The sequence below is a fragment of the Pseudomonas azadiae genome (assembly GCF_019145355.1).
In the GTDB taxonomy this organism is placed as follows: domain Bacteria; phylum Pseudomonadota; class Gammaproteobacteria; order Pseudomonadales; family Pseudomonadaceae; genus Aquipseudomonas; species Aquipseudomonas azadiae.
On record NZ_JAHSTY010000001.1, the window covers coordinates 35,862 to 58,874 of the forward strand.

General features: G+C 62.0%; 20 protein-coding genes. 5 read left to right on the forward strand and 15 right to left on the reverse strand.

The features are described from left to right. Positions 1-11: 11 nt before the first annotated feature. The 5 genes from KVG91_RS00120 to KVG91_RS00140 form a co-directional block, all read right to left on the reverse strand. On the reverse strand, positions 12-761 hold the full coding sequence (locus KVG91_RS00120; RefSeq protein WP_169375495.1) for an SDR family NAD(P)-dependent oxidoreductase: 750 nt from the start codon (positions 759-761) through the stop codon (positions 12-14). Positions 762-898: 137 nt separating this feature from the next. Beyond that, entirely contained in the window at positions 899-1,660 is a 762-nt protein-coding gene (locus KVG91_RS00125) for an SDR family NAD(P)-dependent oxidoreductase (RefSeq protein WP_169375494.1), read from the reverse strand. 10 nt (positions 1,661-1,670) lie between these two features. Then, complete coding sequence (locus tag KVG91_RS00130) at positions 1,671-3,011, reverse strand: MFS transporter (RefSeq protein ID WP_169375493.1); 1,341 nt, start codon at positions 3,009-3,011, stop codon at positions 1,671-1,673. Between the two features lie 143 nt (positions 3,012-3,154). Then, positions 3,155-4,033: a polysaccharide deacetylase family protein gene (locus tag KVG91_RS00135; RefSeq protein WP_003234086.1), complete on the reverse strand. Its 879-nt coding sequence runs from the start codon at positions 4,031-4,033 to the stop codon at positions 3,155-3,157. Between the two features lie 11 nt (positions 4,034-4,044). Next, positions 4,045-5,376, reverse strand: coding sequence for an amidase (locus tag KVG91_RS00140; RefSeq protein ID WP_169375492.1), 1,332 nt, complete (start codon positions 5,374-5,376; stop codon positions 4,045-4,047). A gap of 334 nt (positions 5,377-5,710) precedes the next feature. Here KVG91_RS00140 and KVG91_RS00145 point away from each other — a divergent pair, with 334 nt between their 5' ends. From KVG91_RS00145 to cmoB, 5 genes are all read left to right on the forward strand, one after another. Next, the gene (locus KVG91_RS00145) at positions 5,711-6,700 is read left to right on the forward strand and encodes a GntR family transcriptional regulator (protein ID WP_169375491.1); all 990 of its coding nucleotides are present in this window, start codon (positions 5,711-5,713) and stop codon (positions 6,698-6,700) included. Positions 6,701-7,481: 781 nt separating this feature from the next. Beyond that, a complete protein-coding gene (gene lon / locus KVG91_RS00150; protein ID WP_169378413.1) occupies positions 7,482-9,905 on the forward strand; it encodes an endopeptidase La in 2,424 nt (807 codons plus the stop codon). 202 nt (positions 9,906-10,107) lie between these two features. After that, positions 10,108-10,497 (forward strand): protease inhibitor I42 family protein, encoded by a 390-nt coding sequence (locus tag KVG91_RS00155; protein WP_169378414.1) that lies wholly within the window; start codon positions 10,108-10,110, stop codon positions 10,495-10,497. A 65-nt stretch (positions 10,498-10,562) separates the two neighbouring features. Then, positions 10,563-11,306 carry a carboxy-S-adenosyl-L-methionine synthase CmoA gene (gene cmoA, locus KVG91_RS00160; protein ID WP_169378415.1) on the forward strand — a complete coding sequence of 248 codons (744 nt, stop codon included), beginning with the start codon at positions 10,563-10,565 and terminating at the stop codon, positions 11,304-11,306. Beyond that, the gene (cmoB, locus tag KVG91_RS00165) at positions 11,303-12,259 is read left to right on the forward strand and encodes a tRNA 5-methoxyuridine(34)/uridine 5-oxyacetic acid(34) synthase CmoB (protein ID WP_169378416.1); all 957 of its coding nucleotides are present in this window, start codon (positions 11,303-11,305) and stop codon (positions 12,257-12,259) included. Before cmoA ends, cmoB begins: the two co-directional genes overlap by 4 nt. Before the next feature lie 135 nt (positions 12,260-12,394). Here cmoB and tadA read toward each other — a convergent pair whose 3' ends face one another. From tadA to lptF, 10 genes are all read right to left on the reverse strand, one after another. Continuing rightward, positions 12,395-12,895: a tRNA adenosine(34) deaminase TadA gene (gene tadA, locus KVG91_RS00170; RefSeq protein ID WP_169378417.1), complete on the reverse strand. Its 501-nt coding sequence runs from the start codon at positions 12,893-12,895 to the stop codon at positions 12,395-12,397. Continuing rightward, positions 12,895-14,271: a multicopper oxidase family protein gene (locus KVG91_RS00175; protein ID WP_169378418.1), complete on the reverse strand. Its 1,377-nt coding sequence runs from the start codon at positions 14,269-14,271 to the stop codon at positions 12,895-12,897. Before KVG91_RS00175 ends, tadA begins: the two co-directional genes overlap by 1 nt. Positions 14,272-14,508: 237 nt before the next feature. Next, positions 14,509-15,252, reverse strand: a complete 744-nt coding sequence (pdxJ, locus tag KVG91_RS00180) for a pyridoxine 5'-phosphate synthase (RefSeq protein ID WP_169378419.1) — start codon at positions 15,250-15,252, stop codon at positions 14,509-14,511. Between the two features lie 51 nt (positions 15,253-15,303). Then, on the reverse strand, positions 15,304-15,990 hold the full coding sequence (gene recO, locus KVG91_RS00185; RefSeq protein ID WP_169378420.1) for a DNA repair protein RecO: 687 nt from the start codon (positions 15,988-15,990) through the stop codon (positions 15,304-15,306). 155 nt (positions 15,991-16,145) lie between these two features. After that, entirely contained in the window at positions 16,146-17,048 is a 903-nt protein-coding gene (gene era, locus KVG91_RS00190; protein ID WP_003234112.1) for a GTPase Era, read from the reverse strand. After that, positions 17,041-17,730 (reverse strand): ribonuclease III, encoded by a 690-nt coding sequence (gene rnc, locus KVG91_RS00195; protein ID WP_017136295.1) that lies wholly within the window; start codon positions 17,728-17,730, stop codon positions 17,041-17,043. Before rnc ends, era begins: the two co-directional genes overlap by 8 nt. 150 nt (positions 17,731-17,880) lie before the next feature. After that, a complete protein-coding gene (gene lepB, locus KVG91_RS00200; protein ID WP_169378421.1) occupies positions 17,881-18,732 on the reverse strand; it encodes a signal peptidase I in 852 nt (283 codons plus the stop codon). A gap of 5 nt (positions 18,733-18,737) precedes the next feature. Further along, positions 18,738-20,537, reverse strand: coding sequence for a translation elongation factor 4 (lepA, locus tag KVG91_RS00205; protein WP_169378422.1), 1,800 nt, complete (start codon positions 20,535-20,537; stop codon positions 18,738-18,740). A 151-nt stretch (positions 20,538-20,688) separates the two neighbouring features. Continuing rightward, positions 20,689-21,768 carry an LPS export ABC transporter permease LptG gene (gene lptG, locus KVG91_RS00210; protein WP_169378423.1) on the reverse strand — a complete coding sequence of 360 codons (1,080 nt, stop codon included), beginning with the start codon at positions 21,766-21,768 and terminating at the stop codon, positions 20,689-20,691. Beyond that, a complete protein-coding gene (lptF, locus tag KVG91_RS00215; protein WP_169378424.1) occupies positions 21,761-22,879 on the reverse strand; it encodes an LPS export ABC transporter permease LptF in 1,119 nt (372 codons plus the stop codon). Before lptF ends, lptG begins: the two co-directional genes overlap by 8 nt. Positions 22,880-23,013: the final 134 nt, after the last annotated feature.

Below are 23,013 nucleotides of genomic sequence, written 5' to 3' on the forward strand. Positions count from 1 at the left end.
CTACACCCCGCTCATGGCATGACATCGCCGGAGTTCGGACCCAGGGTCTGGCCGACGAACAGGTTGCCGCCGGGCTCGCTGGCCAGCAGCACCGCCGTCGGCGCCACTTCGTCGGCCAGGCCGAAGCGGCCCAGGGGCAGTTCCCTGGCCTTGGCGCGCTTCCAGTCATCGCTGATGCCGCTGACCAATGGCGTCTCGATGGGGCCGGGGGCGATGGCGTTGACCAGCACATTGTCCTTGGCCACTTCCAGCGCCAGGGACTTGGTAAAGCCGATCACCCCGGCCTTGGCGGCGGCGTAGTGCGCCAGTTCGGCGCCGCCCTTGATGCCCAGTTGCGAGGCGACATTGATGATCCGCCCCCAACGCTGCGCGAGCATGTGCGGCAAGGCGCGCTGGCTGGCGACGAAGACGCTGGTGAGGTCGACGCGCAGCATGTCGTTCCACATCTCGATGGACAGGTCGACGCAGCGCGCCTGGGTGAGCATGCCCGCGTTGTTGACCAGGATATCGATACCGCCGAACTGCTCGACGCAACGGTCGACGCTGGCTTGGGCGCCTTCGACGGTGCCGACATCGGCCAGGCACTCGAACACCTCGGCACCGAGGTTGCGGCAGGTGATCGCGGTTTCGGCGAGGCTGGCGGCGTTGCGGTCGGCCAGCACCAGGCGCGCGCCTTCTGCGGCGTAGGCGTGGGCGATGGCGGCACCGATGCCGCTGCCTGCGCCGGTGATGACGGCGCGGCGGTGGGTGAGTTGAGGCATGGAAATTCTCCCGAGACAAACACCGTTCCCCTGTGGGAGCTGGCTTGCCTGCGATAGCGGTGTATCAGTCAATACATAGGTAGCTGACCCACCGCTATCGCAGGCAAGCCAGCTCCCACATTTTTGATCCCGTACAGTCAGTCGGGCCAGCGTACGGTTAATCCCCCGTCGATGACGATGCTCTGGCCAGTCAAATAACTCGACGCTTCACTGGTCAAGAACTGCACCAGCGACGCCACTTCATCCGCGCGCCCCACCCGTCCCAGCGGGATCGCTTTCGCCGCTTTCGCCAAGCCCTCCGGCCCCAGCGAGTTCTTCGCATCCAGCGACTGCGGTGTTTCGATCAACCCCGGGATCACTGCATTGCAGCGGATACCCTTGGCCGCCAACTCCACCGCCAGCGACCGGCACAACCCCGGCACGCCGGCCTTGGCAGCCGCGTAGTGCGAATGCTCCTGCCAGCCATACACGCCGCCGGCAATCGATGAAATCGCCACCAGCGCGCCGCCTTCATGCATATGCCGGGTCGCCGCGCGGAAGGTGCGCATCACCCCCGTGAGGTCAACATTGAGCATCTCGTCCCACAGCGCATCGGTCATCTCCAGCAACGGCGCGCGGCGCAGCAACCCGGCGTTGGCCACGGCGTAATCCAGCCGGCCAAAATGCTGCACGGCCTGCGCGGCCAGGGCATCCACCGAAGCGGTGTCGCCCACGTCCAGCGGCAATATCAGGCACTCGCCGCCGGCTGCCTGCACCAGGCTGACGGTGGTTTGCGGGTCATGCGGGTCAGCCGGGTAGTACCCGCCGACCACCGCCACACCGTGGCGTGCATAGGCCACGGCGAGGGCTTGACCGATGCCGCTGGCGGCACCGGTAATCAAGGCAACTTTACGGCTCATCATGGACTCCTTACTGAACGGTTTCCGGACGCACATGGCGCGCGGCGAACATCAACATGCCGGACAAAAAGCACGGCACGGCGCCGAACCACAGCGCGGCGGTCTGCCAGTCACTGCCGGCGGACAACACCTGGGTCGCGCCAAAGCCTGCGACCACCGCACCGATCGGGCCCATGGCATGGATGATCGCGCCACCGGTGGCACGGATGCTGGTGGGGAAGCTCTCGCTGATAAAAAACAGCGCCGCCGAATATGGGCCGATCAGGAAGAACAGACCCAGGCTGTACAACCCGACCACCATCGCCATATTGCTCGGGCCGAACAGCATCCCGGCGAACGACAACCCGCCGAGCATCCAGCCCAGGCCGATCACGTTGCGACGGCCGATCTTGTCGCCCATCCAGCCGTGGCTGAGGTAGCCGCAATAGCCCACCAGGTTCGACAGCACCAGGATGATCAGCGAGTTCTCGAACGAGATGTGGTGCACGCTGACGATCACCGACGTGCCCAGCACGCTAAACACCTGGATCGCCGCCCAGTTGAGCAACAGCGCGGCGCCGATCACCAGCGTGGCACGCCGGGCCGGCCCACGGAACGCGGCCTTGAGACCGGCCTTGCTGTGCTCGTCGTAGTCCACGCCGTAGGTCTGCGCGACGTTTTGCGCTTCGCTCACCGCGCCGCTTTTGCGCAGGCGGCTGATGCGTTCATGGATCTGGAACTGCGGGCTCTCCTTGAGCTTGCGCGCCATGATCGCGATGACCACCGCCGGGATCGCCGCAAAGATGAAGCAGCCCTGCCAGCCGATAATCGGCAGCAACAGCGCGGTCAGCCCGGCGGCGATCAACGCGCCGACCGGCCAACCGCCCTGCACCAGGCTGTAGATGAAGCCGCGACGCTTGGTCAGCCGCGGGTCTTCGGAGGCGCCGTACAGCTCGGTCAAATAGGTGGCGTTGACGGTTTCCTCGGCATAGCCCAGGCCGCCCAGCGAACGGATCAAGATCAACGGCGACTTGCCCCACGCGCCGCCAATCGCCGTCAGCGCCGAGCACAGCGCAGAACCGGCCACGGTGAAAATAATCCCTTTGCGGCGCCCCAGCTTGTCCACGATCGGTCCGATGGCCAGGGCGACCACGGCGGTTCCCACCGCCACCCAAGTCGCGATCTCCGCTTGCTCCACTTCACCCCAGCCAAAGTGCCGGCCGATCTCCGGCAGCAAGGTGCCGAACAGGATGAAGTCATACACCGCAAACACCCAGGCGAAAAACGCGATCCAGGTGGCGAACCGCACCTCCTGGGAGGTCAGTTGCCGGGGTTTCCAGCCAGTCAGGTCAAGCTTGTTGTAGATGGACATAGATCGCGCCTCAGGGGGGTTAGTGGGCCCTGTAGGAGCGAGCTTGCTCGCGAAAATCGTCAACGATGACGCGGGCATCCTGGATGCGCGCGGCGCTCTCTGGTTCTTCGCGAGCAAGCTCGCTCCTACAGGGTGACGCAGGTTCAGGTACGCGGTTGGCGGCGGATGAAGTCATCGGCGATTTCGTCGAAGGTGACGAAGCGCACGCCGGCATGGCTCTGGATGTGTTCGATCAGGCGCTCGAGCATCAGCAGCACTTGCGGGCGGCCGGACACGTCGGGGTGGATGGTCATGGTGAACACGGCGTGTTCATGTTCGCGGTAGACCCAGTCGAACTGGTCGCGCCACATTTCTTCCAGGTGACGCGGGTTGACGAAACCGTGGCTGTTGGGGGCTTTCTTGATGAACATCATCGGCGGCAGGTCGTCGAGGTACCAGTTGGCCGGAATCTCCACCAGGTCGGTTTCTTCGCCGCGCACCAGGGGCTTCATCCAGGTGTCGGGGTGCTGGCTGTAATCGATCTTGGTCCAGCTGTCGCCCTTGCGCACGTAGTAGGGGTGGAAGTCGTTGTGCATCAGGCTGTGGTCGTACTTGATGCCTTTTTTCAGCAGCAGCTCATTGGTGACCTTGCTGAATTCCCACCACGGCGCCACGTAGCCGGTGGGGCGCTTGCCGGTGACCTGAGTGATCAGTTCGATGGATTTATCGAGGACGATTTCTTCCTGCTCGGCGGTCATCGCGATCGGGTTTTCGTGGCTGTAACCGTGCACGCCAATCTCGTGGCCGGCGTCGGCCACGGCTTTCATTTGCTCGGGGAAGGTTTCCATCGAGTGGCCGGGGATAAACCAGGTGGTGCGCAGGCCGTAGCGTTCGAACAGTTTGAGCAGGCGTGGCGCGCCGATTTCACCGGCGAACAGGCCGCGGGAGATGTCGTCCGGCGAGTCTTCGCCGCCGTAGGAACCGAGCCAGCCGGCGACGGCATCAACGTCGACGCCAAATGCACAGAGAATGTCTTTAGCCATGGTGTGTCTCCTTAAATTGTCATTACGGATTCGACGGACAACGCCGCGCGCAGCAGGCGTGCGTCTTCTCCCGTCGGTGCGCTGAGCAGCAACCCGGTGGGCAGGCCCTGGGCATCGCGGCCGCTGGGCAGGGTCACGCCTGGCATGTCGAGCAAACTGCCGGGCATGGTCAGGCGCAGGGTGGCGAGGTTGGTTGTGACGAACAGGTCGTCGTTGGCTTCAAGCGCCGCCAACGCCGGGGCGACGTGGGCGACGGTCGGGGTGATCAGGATGGCGCCGTCGAGGTCGTCGATCAGTTGCTGTTGCAGACGGCGGCGTGCGTCGGTCAGGTGGATCAGTTGGCTGGCCGGCAGCGAGCGCGCGGCTTCAAGGCGACGGCGCACGCGGGGGTCCAGTTGTTCGGCGTCGCGGCTGTCGAGCAACGCTTCGTGCAGGGCGAAGGCTTCGAAGGCGCCGAGCCAGCCGTGGTGTTTGATCAGCTCGAGTGTCGCCTGGAAGGCCGCACATTCGCGCTCTTGCACCAGCGCGCCGTGAACCTTGAGCTGCTCCACCGCGCGCAGCAGGTTGTTGCGCACGGCGGGTTCGACATCCTGCTGCTGCGCCAGCACGAAACGCTGGCCCCTGGGGTTGCGGGCGACGTGGGCCTGGGTGTGGTTGCGACCCTGCAGCACGTCGTCGACGGCCAGGGCATCACGCACGCTGCGGCTTATCGGGCCGAGGCTGTCGAGGCTGTGGGCCAATGGAAACACGCCGTCGCGGCTGTAGCGCCGACTGCTGCTGCGGTAACCCACCAGGCCGTTGAACGCCGAGGGGATGCGAATGGAACCGGCCGTGTCAGTGCCCATGGCGATGGGCACGATGCCAGCGGCCACGGCCACGGCCGAGCCCGAAGAGGATCCGCCGGGGATGCGCGGTTGATCCGTGCCATGGGGATTTTGCGGCGTGCCGAAATGGGGATTCAGGCCCAGGCCGGAATAGGCCAGTTCGCTGAGGTTGGTCTTGCCGACGCTGACCATCCCGGCGCGGCACAACAGGCCGACGGTGGGCGCATCGAGTAACGCGACGGGCGCGTGGCGGCGGTAGGCGGCGCCTGCCGTGGTGATGCTGCCGGCCACGTCGAACAGGTCCTTCCAGGCCAACGGCACACCGTCGAACACGCTCAACGGCTGGCCGGCGCGCCAACGCGCGGCGGCGGCTTCGGCTTCACGACGAGCGCGCTCGGGCGTCAGGCTGATAAACACCGACGGGACTCGGCTTGCCTTCTCGAGTGCTTGCTCAAGGGCTTGCACCGGGTCACTGCGACCGCTGGCGAAGTCCTCGGCCATTGACGTGGCGTCTGACATCGGGCTGAACCTCATAAAACGTACATATTAATAAAATGTACATTTTACAAAGGCAGCTTTCGTGCCAGTCTGTGGACAACCGGTTTTGCGAAAGCAGGGATTGGCGTCCAGAGCAACGAGGTAGATGGTTTTATTTGAGGAAAAAATCTGGGCAGGGCTCCGTACAAGGCCTTTAATGAAATAATGTATCTTTTATTAATAAGTACATTTTGGTGCAGAAAAGTAACATTTTTGCTGTCGAGGCCCCAAAAACGTGCCGCCGACGTGGCGCAGAGTGACAGGCGCATCTATGAGAGAATCCCTGGCCAACCGTCCCTATACCTCTGAGATCGCAATGAAAGCAGTGTCCGCCTCGGCCTCCCGTTACGCGATGATCCACAAAGTGATGCGCGACGCGATCGTCAACGGCACCGCCCGCCATGGGCTGGTGTTGCTGGAAGCGCCGCTGGCCGAACTGTTCGGCACCAGCCGCGTGCCGGTGCGCAAGGCCCTGGACCTGCTGCACGACGAAGGCTTGATCTGCCGCTTCAACGGTCGGGGCTACCTGATCAACCCGCATGGCCTGGCGATGGAGCCGCTGCGCCTGCCCTTGAGCCATGCACACCTGGGGCTTAACGGCGAGGATGAGCTGGTGGACACGCGGCCGCTGGGCGAACGCATCGTCGAGGAAATCGGCGCGGCGTTGTCCACCTGCATTGCCTTCGGCCACTACCGCCTGGATGAGCAAGCCGCCGCCGACCACTACGGCGTCAGCCGCGCGGTGGTGCGTGAAGCGCTGATGCGCCTGCGCGACCGTGGCCTGGTGGAAAAAGAGCCCTACTCCCAATGGCTGGCGGGGCCTTTGACCGCGCGGGAAGTCACCGAAGACTACGAGCTGCGCGCTTGCCTTGAGCCAGAAGCCCTGCGCCAGAGCGCGCCAGGCCTGGACCGCGAGCTGCTCGAAACCATGCTGCAACGCGTGCTGGACGCCCAGGAGAGCCCGCAGTGCAGCCTGGCAGCCATCGAGCAGATCGAGGAAGACTTGCACCAACGCTGCCTGGCCGGCCTGCAGAATCGCAAGATCGCGGCGCTGATTCGCCAGGGGCAAAGCCCGATGATCATCAGTCGGATTTTCTACCGGTTGCTGGGGATCGGTGCTGATCCGGCGATGTTGGCTGAACATCGGTTGATTTTGGAGCTGTTGCTGCATGGGGCGTTTGATGCGGCGGCACTGAATTTGCGTGAGCATTTGCAGCGGGCTCGGCAGCGGATGTTGCAGCGGTTGAAGGTGTTGTCGGTGTTGCCGGAACAGCCTTTGCCAGCCTATCTGCACAAAATCAGTTGACCTCGCGCTTCCGTGGCGGCCTTAGGGCCGACCAGGCTGGTGTTGTTGACCGTGTACATATCCGTTTCTTCGGTAACGGCGGCTTATGGTTCCGCCCTTACGGCGGGTCACTTTGGAAAAGCCGGAATGCCGGCCCAGCCCAAAGTAACCAAAGGGCTCTTGCCCCACCACTCGGCACCTCGCCTAGGCTCGGTGTGCCCTCACTCCGGCTTGAATCCGTGGGCCGCCGTCATGGGCCATCCTTGGCCCAGGACGGCTAACCCGGCGTCCTGCCGGGTTACCCACGGATTCAAGCCTGCGTTCGGCCAGCGTGGTTGACGGGGCGCCTAAGATCAAAATCAAAAGCCAGATCAAGAGCAGATCAAGAGCAGGTTGGGGGCACTCTGCAGCTTTGCTCTTCTGTGGGAGCTGGCTTGCCTGCGATGCAGTCACTTCGGTACATCAGGCACACCGGGTTGCGGCCATCGCAGCATAGGTATCTACACAACTTTCAGAGGCTGACTTCATCCCCTGTGGGAGCTGTCGAGCTTTAGCGAGGCTGCGAAAGCGGTGGGTCAGGCGAAGAAAATCCCAGCAGTGCCGCCGCCTTCGCAGCCTCGCTGGGGCTCGACAGCTCCCACATTTTGAACCGAGTTCGACGTCAATACCGGCCGGCTCTAAGGCCGCCACGGGGTCTGTGGGACAACAAATACCATGCAATATGTTGCTATCTCACCCCCACCATTGAAACCACCACCGCCCTGCCCCATCTAAGCACCATACTTACTGATGCAGGTGCCCCATGAGCGACCAGCAAGAATCCCCTGATTACGACATCAACGACTACGCAGACCCCGAAAACGCCGAACACGCTGCTTCGTCCAACACCGGCCTGGCCCTGCCTGGGCAAAACCTGCCGGACAAGGTCTATATCATCCCGATCCACAACCGGCCTTTCTTCCCGGCGCAAGTGCTGCCGGTGATCGTCAATGAAGAGCCGTGGGCCGAGACGCTGGAGCTGGTGAGCAAGTCCGACCACCACTCCCTGGCGCTGTTCTTCATGGACACGCCGCCGGAAGACCCGCGCCACTTCGACACCTCAAGCCTGCCGCTGTACGGCACCCTGGTGAAGGTGCACCACGCCAGCCGCGAAAACGGCAAGCTGCAATTTGTCGCCCAGGGCCTGACCCGCGTGCGGATCAAGACCTGGCTCAAGCACCACCGCCCACCGTACCTGGTGGAAGTCGAATACCCGCACCAGCCGAGCGAGCCGACCGATGAGGTCAAGGCTTACGGCATGGCGCTGATCAATGCGATCAAGGAACTGCTGCCGCTCAACCCGCTGTACAGCGAAGAGCTGAAGAACTACCTCAACCGCTTCAGCCCCAACGACCCGTCGCCGCTCACCGACTTCGCCGCCGCGCTGACCTCGGCCACCGGTAACGAGTTGCAGGAAGTGCTGGACTGCGTGCCCATGCTCAAGCGCATGGAAAAAGTGTTGCCGATGCTGCGCAAAGAGGTGGAAGTGGCGCGCCTGCAAAAAGAACTGTCCGCCGAGGTGAACCGCAAGATCGGCGAGCACCAGCGTGAATTCTTCCTCAAGGAACAGCTCAAGGTCATCCAGCAGGAGCTGGGCTTGACCAAGGACGACCGCAGCGCGGATGTCGAGCAGTTCGAGCAACGCCTGGAAGGCAAAACGCTGCCGGCCCAGGCGAAAAAGCGCATTGATGAAGAACTGAACAAACTGTCGATCCTCGAAACCGGTTCGCCGGAATACGCAGTGACGCGCAATTACCTGGACTGGGCCACCTCAGTGCCGTGGGGCGTGTACGGCGCGGACAAACTCGACCTGAAGCACGCGCGCAAGGTTCTGGACAAACACCATGCGGGCCTGGATGACATCAAGAGTCGCATCCTCGAATTCCTGGCGGTGGGCGCCTATAAAGGCGAAGTCGCCGGTTCCATCGTGCTGCTGGTGGGGCCGCCTGGCGTGGGCAAGACCAGCGTGGGCAAATCCATCGCCGAGTCCCTGGGCCGGCCGTTCTATCGCTTCAGCGTCGGCGGCATGCGCGACGAGGCCGAGATCAAGGGTCATCGCCGCACCTACATTGGCGCCATGCCCGGCAAGTTGGTACAGGCGCTCAAGGATGTGGAAGTGATGAACCCGGTGATCATGCTCGACGAGATCGACAAGATGGGCCAGAGCTTCCAGGGCGACCCGGCATCGGCGCTCCTGGAAACCCTGGACCCGGAGCAGAACGTCGAATTCCTCGACCACTACCTGGACCTGCGCCTGGACCTGTCCAAAGTGCTGTTCGTGTGCACCGCCAACACCCTGGATTCCATCCCCGGCCCACTGCTGGACCGTATGGAAGTGATTCGCCTGTCGGGCTATATCACCGAAGAAAAAGTCGCCATTGCCAAGCGCCACCTATGGCCCAAGCAGTTGGAAAAAGCCGGGGTTGCAAAAAACACCCTGAGCATCAGCGACGGCGCCCTGCGCGCATTGATCGACGGTTATGCCCGCGAGGCCGGGGTGCGCCAGTTGGAGAAACAACTGGGCAAACTGGTGCGCAAGGCGGTGGTCAAGTTGCTGGATGCGCCGGACCAGGTGATCAAGATCGGCAACAAGGACCTCGAAAGTTCCCTGGGCATGCCGGTGTTCCGTAATGAGCAGGTGCTGTCCGGCACCGGCGTGATCACCGGCCTGGCGTGGACCAGCATGGGCGGCGCGACCTTGCCGATCGAAGCGACGCGTATCCACACGCTCAACCGCGGCTTCAAGCTCACCGGGCAACTGGGCGAAGTGATGAAGGAGTCCGCCGAGATCGCCTACAGCTACATCAGTTCGAACCTGAAGTCGTTTGGCGGCGATCCGAAGTTCTTCGACGAAGCCTTCGTGCACCTCCACGTACCCGAAGGTGCCACGCCCAAAGACGGCCCGAGCGCAGGCGTCACGATGGCCAGTGCGTTGCTGTCGCTGGCGCGCAACCAGCCGCCGAAAAAAGGCGTGGCCATGACCGGCGAACTGACGTTGACCGGGCACGTACTGCCGATTGGCGGGGTGCGCGAGAAGGTGATCGCGGCGCGGCGCCAGAAGATTCATGAGCTGATCCTGCCGGAGCCGAATCGGGGCAGTTTCGAGGAATTGCCGGAGTATCTGAAGGAAGGCATGACGGTGCACTTTGCCAAGCGGTTTACGGATGTGGCGAAGGTGCTGTTCTGACAGTTCTCTAGTGATCTGACTGACCTCATCGCGGGCAAGCCCGACTCCCACAGGGATCCATGTTGTTGATGACAATGCGGTCAACTGTGGGAGCGGGCTTGCCCGCGATGAGGCCGGCCCAGTCACCCCAAAATTTCCTCCAGTCACACCTCACCCCATCTTCGGTTATGCTCGCCCTTCGTCGCCCATCAACGGAGCCTCCATGACCGCTGCCCGCCTGCTTCTCCCCTTGAGCCTTGCCCTGCTGGCCGCCTGCGCCAGTGCCCCGAAGCAAAACGTCACCGTGGACAATCAGGACGCCTGCCCGCTTGCGCTTAAAAACGGACAAAACCTGATCCTCACCCTGCCGAGTAACCCCACCACCGGTTACCGCTGGGCCATCCAGGATTCCGCCGGCGGCGTGCTGCGCGCGTTGGGCCCCGAGGTCTATAGCAGCGCCGAATCCGGCGTGATCGGTGGCGGCGGTCAATCGACCTGGCGCTTCCAGGCCTTCGCCGGCGGCCAGGGCCGCTTGCGCCTGACATCCCAGCAGCCCTGGGCGCCGGAAGCTGAACCTGTCGAGACCTTTGAGTGCGCGATTACCGTCAACTGATGCGCGCACGTGGCGCCCAACTTGGCTAAAATGCCGGCCTTTCCACTTTCGTCGCCGGAACAGCCGTGAGCAAAGAACCCGATCGCCTATTCGCCCAGCCCCTGCCGGAGGTGCCGGACTTCGCCTTTAACGAGGACGTGGTGCGGGTGTTCCCGGACATGATCAAGCGTTCGGTGCCCGGTTATCCGACCATCGTCGAGAACCTCGGCGTGCTCGCGGCGCAGTTTGCCCAACCGGGCAGCGTGCTCTACGACCTCGGCTCGTCACTGGGCGCGGTCACTCAAGCCCTGCGCCGTCACGTGCGCACCGATGGCTGCCGGGTGATCGCTGTGGATAACTCGGCGGCGATGGTCGAGCGCTGCCGCGAATACCTCAATGGCCAGGACTCGATGTTCCAGGAATTGTTGCCGGTTGACGTGATCGAGGGCGATATCCTCGCGCTGCAGTTCCAGCCGGCTTCAGTGGTGGCGTTGAACTTCACCCTGCAATTCATTGCGCCCGATGAACGCCTGGCGTTGCTCGCGCGTATCCGCCAGTCACTGTTGCCGGGCGGTGCGTTGATTCTCTCGGAGAAACTGCGTTTCAACGATCCCCAAGAACACGCGCTGCTCACCGACTTGCACATCGCGTTCAAACGCGCCAATGGCTACAGCGAACTGGAAATCGCCCAGAAGCGCAGCGCCATCGAAAACGTCATGAAGCCCGACAGCCTCGACGAACACCGCGAACGCCTGCTGGCGGCGGGGTTCTCGACAGTCGTGCCGTGGTTCCAGTGTCTTAACTTTGCCTCGTTGATTGCCTTGCCATGATTGATCTGTCCCCCCTCGCCCGCCACTTGGTCGGCACTCCCTTGGCCATCTGGGCCCAGGGCCTGCAAGCGCAACTCGATAGCAAGATGGAAAAAGGCCATGGCGACCTGGAGCGCTGGCAGAGTGCGTTGGATGCGTTGCCGAAGATCATGCCGACCGAAGTCGACTTGCTGAACGGTCTGGTGCTGGACACCGACTGCGACGACGCCACCCGCACACAGATGCACGCCGCGCTGATGGGGTTGAGCCCGTGGCGCAAGGGGCCGTTCCACCTGTTCGGCGTGCACGTGGACACCGAATGGCGCTCGGACTGGAAGTGGTCCCGCGTCGCCCCGCACCTGGACCTGAAGGGCAAGCGCATCCTAGATGTCGGCTGCGGCAACGGCTACTACATGTGGCGCATGCTCGGCGCCGGCGCCGACAGTGTGATTGGCGTTGACCCGAACTGGCTGTTCTTCTGCCAGTTCCAGGCGGTGCAGCGCTACCTGTCCGAGCCCAGGGCGTGGCACTTGCCGTTCCCGTTTGAAGACTTGCCGGCGAATCTGGAAGGTTTTGACACGGTGTTTTCCATGGGCGTGTTCTATCACCGCCGTTCGCCGATCGAGCACTTGCTGGCGCTCAAAGACACCTTGGTCAAGGGCGGCGAGCTGGTGCTGGAAACCCTGGTGGTCGAAGGCGATCAGCAACAGGTGCTGGTGCCGGAAGATCGCTACGCGCAGATGCGTAACGTGTGGTTTCTGCCGTCGGTGCCGGCGCTGATGCTGTGGCTGCGTCGTGCCGGGTTCAGTGACGTGCGTTGCGTGGATGTAAGCGTGACGACGGTTGAAGAACAGCGCGGGACGGCGTGGATGAAGTTCCAGTCGTTGAGTGATTTTCTCGATCCGCAGGATCACAGCAAGACCCTTGAAGGGCTGCCGGCGCCGATGCGGGCGGTGATCATCGCCAGGAAATAACCCTTCCATCTGAATAAATGGAGATCGAATGTGGGAGCTGGCTTGCCTGCGATAGCGGTGTACCCGTCACTGATGAGTTGACTGAAAAATAGCTATCGCAGGCAAGCCAGCTCCCACATTGAATGGATTGCCAAGTCAGATTGAGGTTGGCTTGGCCCGACGGGCCTTGAAGAATTCACTCAGCACAGTCCCGCATTCCTCAGCCAACACCCCCCCTTCAAACACCACCCGATGATTCAAAAAACCCTGGGTAAAAAACTGCCCCTGGCTTTGCACAATCCCCGCCTTGGGTTCCAGCGCGCCATATACCACCCGAGCCACCCGCGAATGCACAATCAACCCCGCGCACATGCTGCACGGCTCCAAGGTCACATACAGGGTGCTGCCCACCAGCCGGTAGTTGCTGATGGCCTGCGCCGCCGCGCGAATGGCGACCATTTCGGCATGGGCGCTGGGGTCGTTGCCGCTGATCGGGCAGTTGAAGCCACGGCCGATGATTTCGCCATCCTGCACCAGCACCGCGCCTACCGGCACCTCACCCAATGCGGCGCCTTGGGCGGCCAGGGCCAAGGCTTCACGCATGAAGTCCTGGTCGCGGCTGCGGTCGATGATCGCGGTGGGGCGAAACTGGCGCATCACGCCACCTCGATGGCGGCCATCAGGCCGGTTTCCATATGGTCGATCACATGGCAGTGGAACATCCATACCCCTGGGTTATCCGCCACCAACGCCACGCGCGCGCGCTCGTTCTTGCCCAGCAAATACGTATCGGTGAAGTAAGGGATCACCTTGTGGCGGTTAGAGGCGATCACCTTGAAGCTCATGCCGTGCAGGTGGATCGGGTGCTGGTATTGGGTCATGTTCTTCAATTCGAAGATGTAGCTCTTGCCCTTTTCCAGCTTGGCGATGGGGCGGTCGGCGCAGGTCTTGTCGGTGATGTCCCAGGCTTTGCCATTGATCTGCCACAGGCTCGGCGGCTTGCCATCATCCACGGAGACGGAGCCCACCCATTCGAAATTGAAGTTGAGTTTCTCGGCAGTGGCCAGGTCCGGCTCGCTGATCGGGTTGGCGGGCAGTGCCGGCGGCCATTGCGCGGGTGCATCCGTGCTGGCCACCGAACGGAACGTGCCCAGACGCACCGGGCCGTTGCGGATCGACAGTTCTTCGCCGGCCGGCGGTGCCTTGATCGCCAGGCAAATGCGCATGCCGGGGCCGAGCCAGTATTCCTTGCCCAGCGGGCGCGGCTCGATGGGGTTGCCGTCCAGCGCGTAGATCTGCGCTTCGACGCCCGGAATATTGAGACGATAGGTCAGGGTGTTATCGAGGTTGAGCAGGCGCACGCGGGTGATCTGCCCGGCCGGCAGATCGATCACCGCCTGGGACACGCCATTGATCGTCGAAAGCCGCCCGGCGGTGCCGCCACGCGCGGCTTCACGGGGAATGCTGAAGGCGACGAACGCGCCCTCCTCGTCCACATGCCAGCTTTTCAGGCTCAGGGTACGTTCGTGCTTGAACCCGGTGGGCTCGCGTTCTTCGATGATCAACGGCCCCACCAGGCCACGGCCGAGTTCCTCGCTGCTGTTCACATGGGGGTGATACCAGTAGCTGCCGGCGTCCGGCACACGGAATTTGTAGTCGAAGTATTCGCCGGGCAGCACCGGCAATTGCGAGACGTAGGGCACGCCGTCCATTTCCAGCGGCAGGCGGATGCCATGCCAATGGATGGTGGTGGCGACCGGCAGGTGGTTGATAAAGCGCACCCGCAGCCACTCGCCCTGGCGCACCCGCAACTCGGTGCCGGGCGCCGAAGGCCCGAACGCCCAGGCTGGGGTCTTGTGCCCCGGCACCAGTTCCACGTCCAACGGTGCGGCGATCAGCTCGTAATCGTGCCCGGCCTCGGCCTCGGCGACTTTCCCCAGCCAATAGCGGTAGGCGCCACCGGCACCCACACCGACTACGGCCAGGCCTGCAAGACCACCCAGGATTTGTCGACGGGAAAAGGATCGGGACACAACAACCTCGCGTATCGGCGGCAGGCCAGGGGCCCGCGAAGGGCTGATACGATACACCTGCGTCGCCTAAACAGTAAGGCTTCGCATTGCCGCATGACAGAAACGGTTCCGAAAACACGAAGATCCAGTGTGGGAGCGGGCTTGCTCGCGAATGCAGTGGGTCAGTCAATACATGTATCGACTGTTACACCGCATTCGCGAGCAAGCCCGCTCCCACATTTGATCTCCGTTGTTATGTCAGGACTTGGCGGCAGCCAGGATCAGCGCCTTCATCTCGGCCACGGCACCTTTGAACCCGACGAACAGCGCGTGGGCCACCAGAGCATGGCCGATGTTCAGTTCGTTGATGCCCTTGATCGCGGCCACAGCCTCGACGTTGTGGTAGTGCAGGCCATGGCCGGCGTTGACGATCAGCCCTTCATTGAGACCGCAGTTCACTCCGTCGATGACGCGTTGCAGTTCGTCGGCCACTTCGGTCGGCGTGGTGGCATCGGCGTAACGCCCGGTGTGCAGTTCGATCGCCGGTGCACCGACACGGCGCGAGGCTTCGATCTGGCGCTCGTCGGCATCGATGAACAGCGAGACTTCACTGCCGATCTTCGACAGGCGCTCCACCGCCGCCTTGATCCGCGCTTCCTGGCCGGCCACGTCGAGGCCGCCTTCGGTGGTCAGCTCCTGGCGGGTTTCCGGCACCAGGCAGATATTCGCCGGGCGGATGCGCTCGGCGAACTGCATCATTTCTTCGGTGACACCCATCTCGAAGTTCATGCGGGTTTGCAGCACGTCCTTGAGCAGCAGCACGTCGCGCTCCTGGATGTGGCGGCGGTCTTCGCGCAGGTGCACGGTGATGCCGTCGGCGCCCGCTTCTTCGGCGTCCAGCGCGGCCTTGACCGGGTCAGGGTAACGGGTGCCCCGGGCCTGGCGCAGGGTGGCGACGTGGTCGATGTTGACGCCAAGAAGAATGCGATTGCTGGTGGTCACGGAAGCGCTCCTGAAAAGGGAAAGAATCGGTGCACAGCATACACGGGGATGTCAGGGCTTTCGAAACAACTCGCGGCTGACCAGCGGCCGCCCGCCCAGGTGCACGGCCAGGGCCTGGCGCATCAAACGCTTGGCGGCGGACAGCGCACCCGGCGCGGTCCAATCCGCTTCGCTCATGGCCAGCAGCTCGGCACCGTGGAACAGGCCGGGTTGCAGCAGGTACACGCGCTCAAGGCCGGCGTCCACTTGCAGGCGGTACAGGCCATCGGCGGCGACAGGGTCGCCGTGCAGGTCGTTGGCCAGTTCGAAGCCGTAGCCCAGGTCGTCGAGCAAGCGCCATTCGAAGGCGCGCAGCAGCGGTTCCAACGGGCGGCCTTCGGCCAACGCCAGCAGGGTCGCGGCGTAGTGATCAAAGACGCCGGGGTGGGGGTCTTCAGACGGGAGCAGGCGGATCAGCAGTTCGTTGAGGTACAGGCCGCTGAACAGGGCCTCGCCATTGAGCCAGGCGGAGGTACCGACGCTTTCCAGGCGACCGACGTTCTTCAACTCGCCCTTGCCGCGAAACTCCACGTCCAAGGCCACGAAAGGCCGCGCCAACGTACCCGCCTTGCCCCGCGCGCTGCGCAACACCGCGCGCAGCCGGCCTTGAGGCGTGAGGAAGTCCACCAGGGCGCTGGTCTCGCGGTAGGCGCGGCTGTGCAGGACGTAGGCGAGTTGGCTGGGGGGGGAAGCGGACATGGGGCTCTCTTCGCAGAACGTGAAACAGCGCCGATCCAATGTGGGAGCGGGCTTGCCCGCGATGGCGGTATCACAGTCAACATCTCTGCTGAATGTTACATCCTCATCGCGGGCAAGCCCGCTCCCACAGTGTATTGCGGTGTGCTCTGAACCGGTTACAGGTCGCCGTAACCGAGCGAACGCAACGCACGCTCATCATCGGACCAGCCACCCTTCACCTTCACCCACAGGTTGAGCATGATCTTGGAGTCGAACAGCAATTCCATGTCCTTGCGCGCCTCGGTACCGATACGCTTGATGCGCTCGCCCTTGTCGCCAATGATGATCTTCTTCTGGCCATCGCGTTCGACGAGGATCAGCGCATGGATGTGCAAGGTCTTGCCCTGCTGCTTGAACTCTTCGATTTCGACGGTGATCTGGTACGGCAGTTCGGCACCCATCTGGCGCATGATTTTCTCACGCACCAGTTCGGCGGCGAGGAAACGGCTGCTGCGGTCGGTGATCTGGTCTTCCGGGAAGAAGTGCTCGTTCTCCGGCAGGTAACCGGCAATCACGCGTTCCAGGGCTTCGAGGTTATGCCCGTGCTGGGCCGAAATTGGCATGATCTGGGCGTTCGGCAGTTGCTCCTGCAGCCAGGTCAGATGCGGCATCAGCTCGGCTTTGTCTTCGATGCGGTCGGTCTTGTTCAGCGCGACGATCAACGGACCGGTGACGTACTGCACACGCTCGAGGACCATCTGGTCTTCATCCGTCCACTTGGTGCGGTCGACCACGAAGATCACCACGTCGACGTCTTTCAGCGCCGCCGACGCGGTTTTGTTCATATAGCGGTTGAGGGCTTTCTCGCCGCCTTTGTGCATGCCCGGGGTGTCGACATAGACCGCCTGCACGCTGCCTTCGGTCTTGATGCCCAGCATGTTGTGACGGGTGGTCTGCGGCTTGCGCGACGTGATAGCAAGCTTCTGGCCGAGGATGTGGTTGAGCAGCGTGGACTTGCCCACGTTGGGGCGGCCGACGATGGCAACGTAGCCACAGCGTGTTGCGGTTGAATCAGTCATGGCCATTCTCCACGCCCAGGGCAATCAGTGCTGCAGCGGCCGCTACCTGTTCGGCAATACGACGGCTCACACCCTGACCTCGGCTTTTTTCGTTCAGTAAGGTGATTTCACATTCCACGAAGAACACGCGGCAATGCGGCTCACCCTGGATATCCACCACTTCGTAGCGTGGCAGTTCGCAACCACGGGACTGCAGGTATTCCTGCAGGCGGGTCTTGGGATCTTTGTTGGTGTCGACCAGTGTCAGGCTTTCGATTTCCGAAGCCAGCCAGGCGACCACACGCTCCTTGGCCGTCTCCATCCCTGCATCGAGGTAGATCGCACCGATCAAGGCTTCCAGGGCATCAGCCAGGATCGACTCGCGACGAAAACCGCCGCTTTTCAATTCGCCGGAACCCAGCCGCAGGTACTCGCCCAGGCCGAAACCTCGGGCCAGCACGGCCAGGGTCTCGCCTTTCACAAGGCGTGCGCGCAGGCGCGAAAGCTGGCCTTCGCGCGCTTGAGGAAAACGTTCGAACAGCGCCTCACCGGCGGCAAAATTGAGGATGGCATCACCGAGGAATTCCAGGCGTTCGTTGTTGCGCCCTGCAAAGCTGCGGTGTGTGAGGGCAAGGACCATCAATTCCTGGTCCTTGAAGGTGTAGCCGAGCTGGCGCTCGAGACGGCTTAAAGAAACGCTCACGGTTTACCCATATCTGTTTGGTGGCACCGGCGGCCATCGACGATTGACGCAGTGTTCAAATTCAAATCCTGGTTGGTGCTGCATGGGGCAGGACCGATTTGTCCCAACCCCAGAAAAGCATTCGGCGCTGTGTTCACAGCGCCGCCTGTATTACTTGATCAGCCCGACCCGCGAGAAATTCGGCAGGTGGCTGAGTTTGGGTTCCGGCCAGCTCATCCAGACCGCAAAGGCCTTGCCGACGATATTTCCGTCAGGGACCATGCCCAGCATCTCTTTGGGAATGCTGGCGTCATCCCAATAGCGGCTGTCGTTGGAGTTGTCGCGGTTGTCACCCATCATGAAGTAATGACCCGCCGGGACAGTCCATTGCCCACCCGGCATGGAACGCCCCATGGCTTTGTGGACAAGGTGCTCGGAAGCGCCAACCTGCTCCTTATAGACCGCGACATCACCCAATTGCGGATCGTAGGTGGTGCCGATCATCTGGTCGGTAATCAACTGACCGTTGACGTACAAGTGCTTGTCGTTGGTATAGCGCACCGTATCACCCGGCAAACCGATGACCCGCTTGATGTAGTTCACGCTGGGGTCAGCCGGGTAGCGGAACACCATCACGTCACCACGCTGCGGGTCGCCGATCTCAATGACCTTTTTGTCGATCACCGGCAGGCGAATCCCGTAGGAAAACTTGTTCACCAGGATGAAGTCACCCACGTCCAGGGTAGGTTTCATCGACCCCGACGGGATCTGGAACGGCTCCACCAGGAACGAACGCAGCACCAATACGATGAACAGCACCGGAAAGAACGACTTGCCGTATTCAACCAGCAAAGGCTCTTTGTTCAGCTTCTCGATCACCACGCCGTCGGGCTGGCTGACGCTGCCCTGATAGGACGCGATAGCCGCCCGCCGACGCGGGGCGAAGAACACCAGATCGAGCAACGCCAGGAAACCGCAAACGGCAACGGCGATGACCAGCAACAGCGGGAAATTTAGCGACATAGGACCTAACTATCCAACCTGAGCACCGCAAGGAAGGCTTCTTGTGGAATTTCCACGTTGCCCACTTGCTTCATGCGTTTTTTACCGGCCTTTTGCTTCTCAAGCAGCTTGCGCTTACGGCTTACGTCACCACCGTAGCATTTGGCCAATACGTTCTTTCTGAGTGCCTTGACGGAGGTCCGCGCGATGATCTGCCCGCCAATGGCGGCCTGGATCGCGACGTCGAACATCTGGCGCGGAATCAGTTCTTTCATCTTCTCGGTCAACTGGCGACCTTTGTAATGCGCATTGTCCTTGTGCACGATCAGTGCCAAGGCATCAACCTTGTCGCCGTTGATCAACACATCCAGCTTCACCAGATTGGCCGATTGGTATCGATCGAAATGGTAATCCAGCGAAGCATAGCCGCGGCTGGTGGATTTGAGACGGTCGAAGAAGTCCAGCACCACTTCGTTCATCGGCAAATCGTAGGTCACTTGCACCTGGGTACCGAGGAACAGCATGTCGTGCTGTACGCCACGCTTTTCGATACACAGAGTAATGACGTTGCCCAGGTGTTCCTGCGGCACAAGAATATTGGCCCGCACGATCGGTTCGCGCATGTCTTCAATGGAGGACAGGTCTGGAAGCTTGGACGGGTTGTCGACGTAAATCGTTTCACCGGTTTTCAGCGCCAGCTCGAAAATAACGGTCGGCGCGGTGGTGATCAGGTCCAGGTCGTATTCGCGCTCGAGACGCTCCTGGATGATCTCCATGTGCAGCATGCCCAGGAACCCGCAGCGAAAGCCGAAGCCCAGGGCGTCGGAGCTTTCCGGGGTGTACTGCAACGACGAGTCGTTGAGGGTGAGCTTTTGCAGGGCTTCGCGGAAGTCTTCGAAGTCGTCGGAGCTGACCGGGAACAAGCCGGCGTAAACCTGCGGCTGGATGCGCTTGAAGCCTGGCAGCACGTCGACGTCGGGGGTGGAACTCAAGGTCAGGGTGTCACCGACCGGCGCACCGTGGATGTCCTTGATACCGGCGATGATGAAGCCGACTTCACCGGCTTTCAGGTCAACAGTGGCGGTGTGCTTGGGGTTGAATACACCGACGCTGTCCACCAGATGGATCTTGCCGGTGGACTTGACCAGGATCTTGTCGCCTTTCTTCACACGGCCATGGCGCACGCGTACCAGGGAGACAACGCCCAGGTAGTTGTCGAACCAGGAGTCGATGATCAACGCTTGCAGCGGATCTTCGTAGTTGCCGGTGGGAGCGGGGATGGTCTTGACCAGGCGCTCGAGCACTTCGTCGACGCCCAGGCCGGTCTTGGCGCTGCACTCGACGGCGTCGGTGGCGTCAATGCCGATGATTTTTTCGATTTCTTCTTTTACGCGGTCCGGATCGGCTTGCGGCAAGTCGATCTTGTTCAGCACCGGCATCACTTCCAGGCCTTGCTCAATGGCGGTGTAGCAGTTGGCCACGGATTGGGCTTCAACGCCCTGCCCCGCATCCACCACCAGCAACGCGCCTTCACAGGCGGCCAGGGAACGGCTGACTTCATAGGTGAAGTCAACGTGGCCCGGGGTGTCGATGAAGTTGAGTTGGTACTTGATACCGTCTTTGGCGGTGTAGTACAGGGTAACGCTGTGGGCCTTGATGGTGATCCCGCGCTCGCGTTCGAGGTCCATGGAGTCCAGTACCTGGGCTTCCATTTCACGCTCGGCAAGGCCGCCGCACATCTGGATGAATCGATCGGCCAGCGTCGACTTACCATGGTCAATGTGGGCGATGATGGAGAAATTGCGGATATGACTCAAATCACTCACGGATCAACACTCAAAAAGGCTGCAGGCAGATTGCCCGCTGAAAAATAGCCGGGAATTGTACCTGATGCTCGGGCCAGACGTCATCTTTGCTGACCAGAACAAAAATGCCCCGATCTCTCGACCGGGGCATTTTTTGTTCATAAGCGCGGTATCAACCGGCCCGGCGCAACAGCCAGAACCCGGCCAGGGCGCAGATGGCCGTGGGCACCAGCACCGCAAACAGCGGCGAGAAGCCGAACACCAGGCTGGACGGGCCGAGCAGGTCCTGGGCAATGCGGAAGGTGAAACCCACCAGCACACCGGTAAACACACGCTGGCCGAGGGTTACCGAGCGCAACGGGCCGAAGATGAACGAGATCGCCATCAGGACCAGCGCGGCGGTCACGACCGGCTGCAACACCTTGACCCAGAATGCCAGCCAGTAACGACCGTTGTTCAGGCCCTGGTCCTTCAGGTAGTGGATGTAGCCCCACAACCCGGAAATCGGCAGGCTTTCCGGGATCATCACGACGGTATTGAGCAGCTCCGGCTTAAGGGCGATATCCCACTCCTGGCTCGGCACATTGATCACTTCGGTGGTGGCCTTCGTGCCTTGGCCGATATTGCGGAAGTAGGTGGTGGTGACGTCGTTAAGCTGCCATTTTTCGTCGCCGTATTGCGCCCGCTTGGCGAAGCTCGACGACAGCAGGTGGCGCTCCTTGTCAAAGGTGTAGCGCGTCACGCCAATCAACAGGCCGCCGGGTTGTACGGCGTTGATGTGGATGAATTCGTCACCCTGGCGATGCCACAGGCCGTGCTTGGCGCTTTGCGCATCGCCCGAACCCTGGGCCAGTGCGCGATTGGCCTGGGCCGTGGTTTCAGCGGGTGGCGCGACGTATTCGCCGATCAGCACGCTGCACGCCATCAGCAGCAGCATGGGTTTCATCACCGCCCAGACGATACGGCCGATGGACACGCCGGCGGCGCGCATGATGGTCAATTCGCTGTTGCTGGCCAGGCTGCCCAGGCCGATCAGGCAGCCGATCAGCGCGGCCATCGGCATCATGTCGTAGAGACGACGCGGTGCGGTGAGGGCCACATAGCTCAGCACGTCCCACACGGTATAGGTATCGCTGACGTTGCCCACTTCATCGATGAAGGCGAACAACGACGCCAGGCCCAGGATGATGCCCAATACCGCCAGGATGGCGATCAGTACGCTGCTACCAATGTAGCGATCGAGCTTAGCCACGAGCCAACTCCTTCTGGCCACGACGGCTCTTCATTTTCAAACGGATCGGTTCCCAGTAGAGCAGCCCCAGGCCGATGACCAGGAAGATCCCGTGCACCCACCACAAGCCCAGGGTCGGCGACAGCTTGCCTTTTTCCAGGGAGCCACGGGCGGAAATCAGGATGGTCAGGTACGCCATGTACAACAGGATTGCCGGCAGCAGCTTGAGGAACCGGCCCTGGCGCGGGTTGACACGCGACAGCGGCACGGCCATCAAGGTCACGATAAACACCAGCAGCGGCAGCGAAATTCGCCACTGCAGCTCAGCGATGGAGCGCAGCTCCTGGCTGCCGAACAGTTCGGTAGTCGGGATGGCGTCGCGGTCGGTGACTTCATCACTGATATCCGGACGCGCCAACATCACGCCGTAGGTGTCGTACTGAATGGCGCGGTAATCGGCCATGCCTGGGCTGCCATCGTAGCGGTAGCCGTTTTCCAGGATCAGGTAGCGGCTGCCATCCGGACGCACTTCCTGGCGACCCGAATCAGCCACCAGTATGGAAATACCACGGTCCTTCTTGTCCTGGCCCAGGCGTTTCTCGGAGATGAACACCCCGCCCAGGTTGGCGCGGTCGTCGGTCAGGGTTTCGGTGTAGGTCACCCGGGAGCCATCGTTGAGCGCCTGGAAACGGCCGGGTTCGAGGGTGTCGAACTCGGTCATCGCGTCCTGTTTGTTCAGCACCAACTGGAACTGCATCGCCCCCTGAGGCGCCAGGCTCAAGCTCAGCCAGGCCACGATCAGCGCAACGCCGGCGGCCGGGATCATGGTCATGCCCAGCAGGCGCTGCTGGCTCATGCCGGTGGCCGAGAGCACGGTCATTTCGCTTTCGAGGTACAGGCGGCCGTAAGCCAGCAGGATCCCGAGGAACAGGCCCAACGGCAGGATCAGCTGCAAAAAGCCTGGCAGGCGAAAGCCCATGATCAGGAACAGCGAGCCCGGGTCCAGCGCGCCGGAGGCAGCCTGGGCCAGGTATTTGACGAAACGACCACTCATGATGATGACCAGCAGGACCGCACTCACGGCACTCAGGGTCAACAGGACTTCGCGGGACAGATAACGGAAGACGATCAAACCAGACACTCCAGGGTTGTCAGGCTAAGGCGGCCAAACAAGCAAGCATACCGAGTCAGCCCCTTTACACAGGGCCGGCTAAAAAGATGGCGCATTATCCTGTGATTGACCGCGCCTGTCACGGAGCTTGCTCA

What these genes read in the sequence shown, in the direction of transcription:
- KVG91_RS00120 (WP_169375495.1), bottom strand. Translation starts at nt 761, where the DNA reads ATGCCTCAACTCACCCACCGCCGCGCCGTCATCACCGGCGCAGGCAGC.
- KVG91_RS00125 (WP_169375494.1), bottom strand. Translation starts at nt 1,660, where the DNA reads ATGAGCCGTAAAGTTGCCTTGATTACCGGTGCCGCCAGCGGCATCGGT.
- KVG91_RS00130 (WP_169375493.1), bottom strand. Translation starts at nt 3,011, where the DNA reads ATGTCCATCTACAACAAGCTTGACCTGACTGGCTGGAAACCCCGGCAA.
- KVG91_RS00135 (WP_003234086.1), bottom strand. Translation starts at nt 4,033, where the DNA reads ATGGCTAAAGACATTCTCTGTGCATTTGGCGTCGACGTTGATGCCGTC.
- KVG91_RS00140 (WP_169375492.1), bottom strand. Translation starts at nt 5,376, where the DNA reads ATGTCAGACGCCACGTCAATGGCCGAGGACTTCGCCAGCGGTCGCAGT.
- KVG91_RS00145 (WP_169375491.1), top strand. Translation starts at nt 5,711, where the DNA reads ATGAAAGCAGTGTCCGCCTCGGCCTCCCGTTACGCGATGATCCACAAA.
- lon (WP_169378413.1), top strand. Translation starts at nt 7,482, where the DNA reads ATGAGCGACCAGCAAGAATCCCCTGATTACGACATCAACGACTACGCA.
- KVG91_RS00155 (WP_169378414.1), top strand. Translation starts at nt 10,108, where the DNA reads ATGACCGCTGCCCGCCTGCTTCTCCCCTTGAGCCTTGCCCTGCTGGCC.
- cmoB (WP_169378416.1), top strand. Translation starts at nt 11,303, where the DNA reads ATGATTGATCTGTCCCCCCTCGCCCGCCACTTGGTCGGCACTCCCTTG.
- tadA (WP_169378417.1), bottom strand. Translation starts at nt 12,895, where the DNA reads ATGCGCCAGTTTCGCCCCACCGCGATCATCGACCGCAGCCGCGACCAG.
- recO (WP_169378420.1), bottom strand. Translation starts at nt 15,990, where the DNA reads ATGTCCGCTTCCCCCCCCAGCCAACTCGCCTACGTCCTGCACAGCCGC.
- era (WP_003234112.1), bottom strand. Translation starts at nt 17,048, where the DNA reads ATGACTGATTCAACCGCAACACGCTGTGGCTACGTTGCCATCGTCGGC.
- lepB (WP_169378421.1), bottom strand. Translation starts at nt 18,732, where the DNA reads ATGTCGCTAAATTTCCCGCTGTTGCTGGTCATCGCCGTTGCCGTTTGC.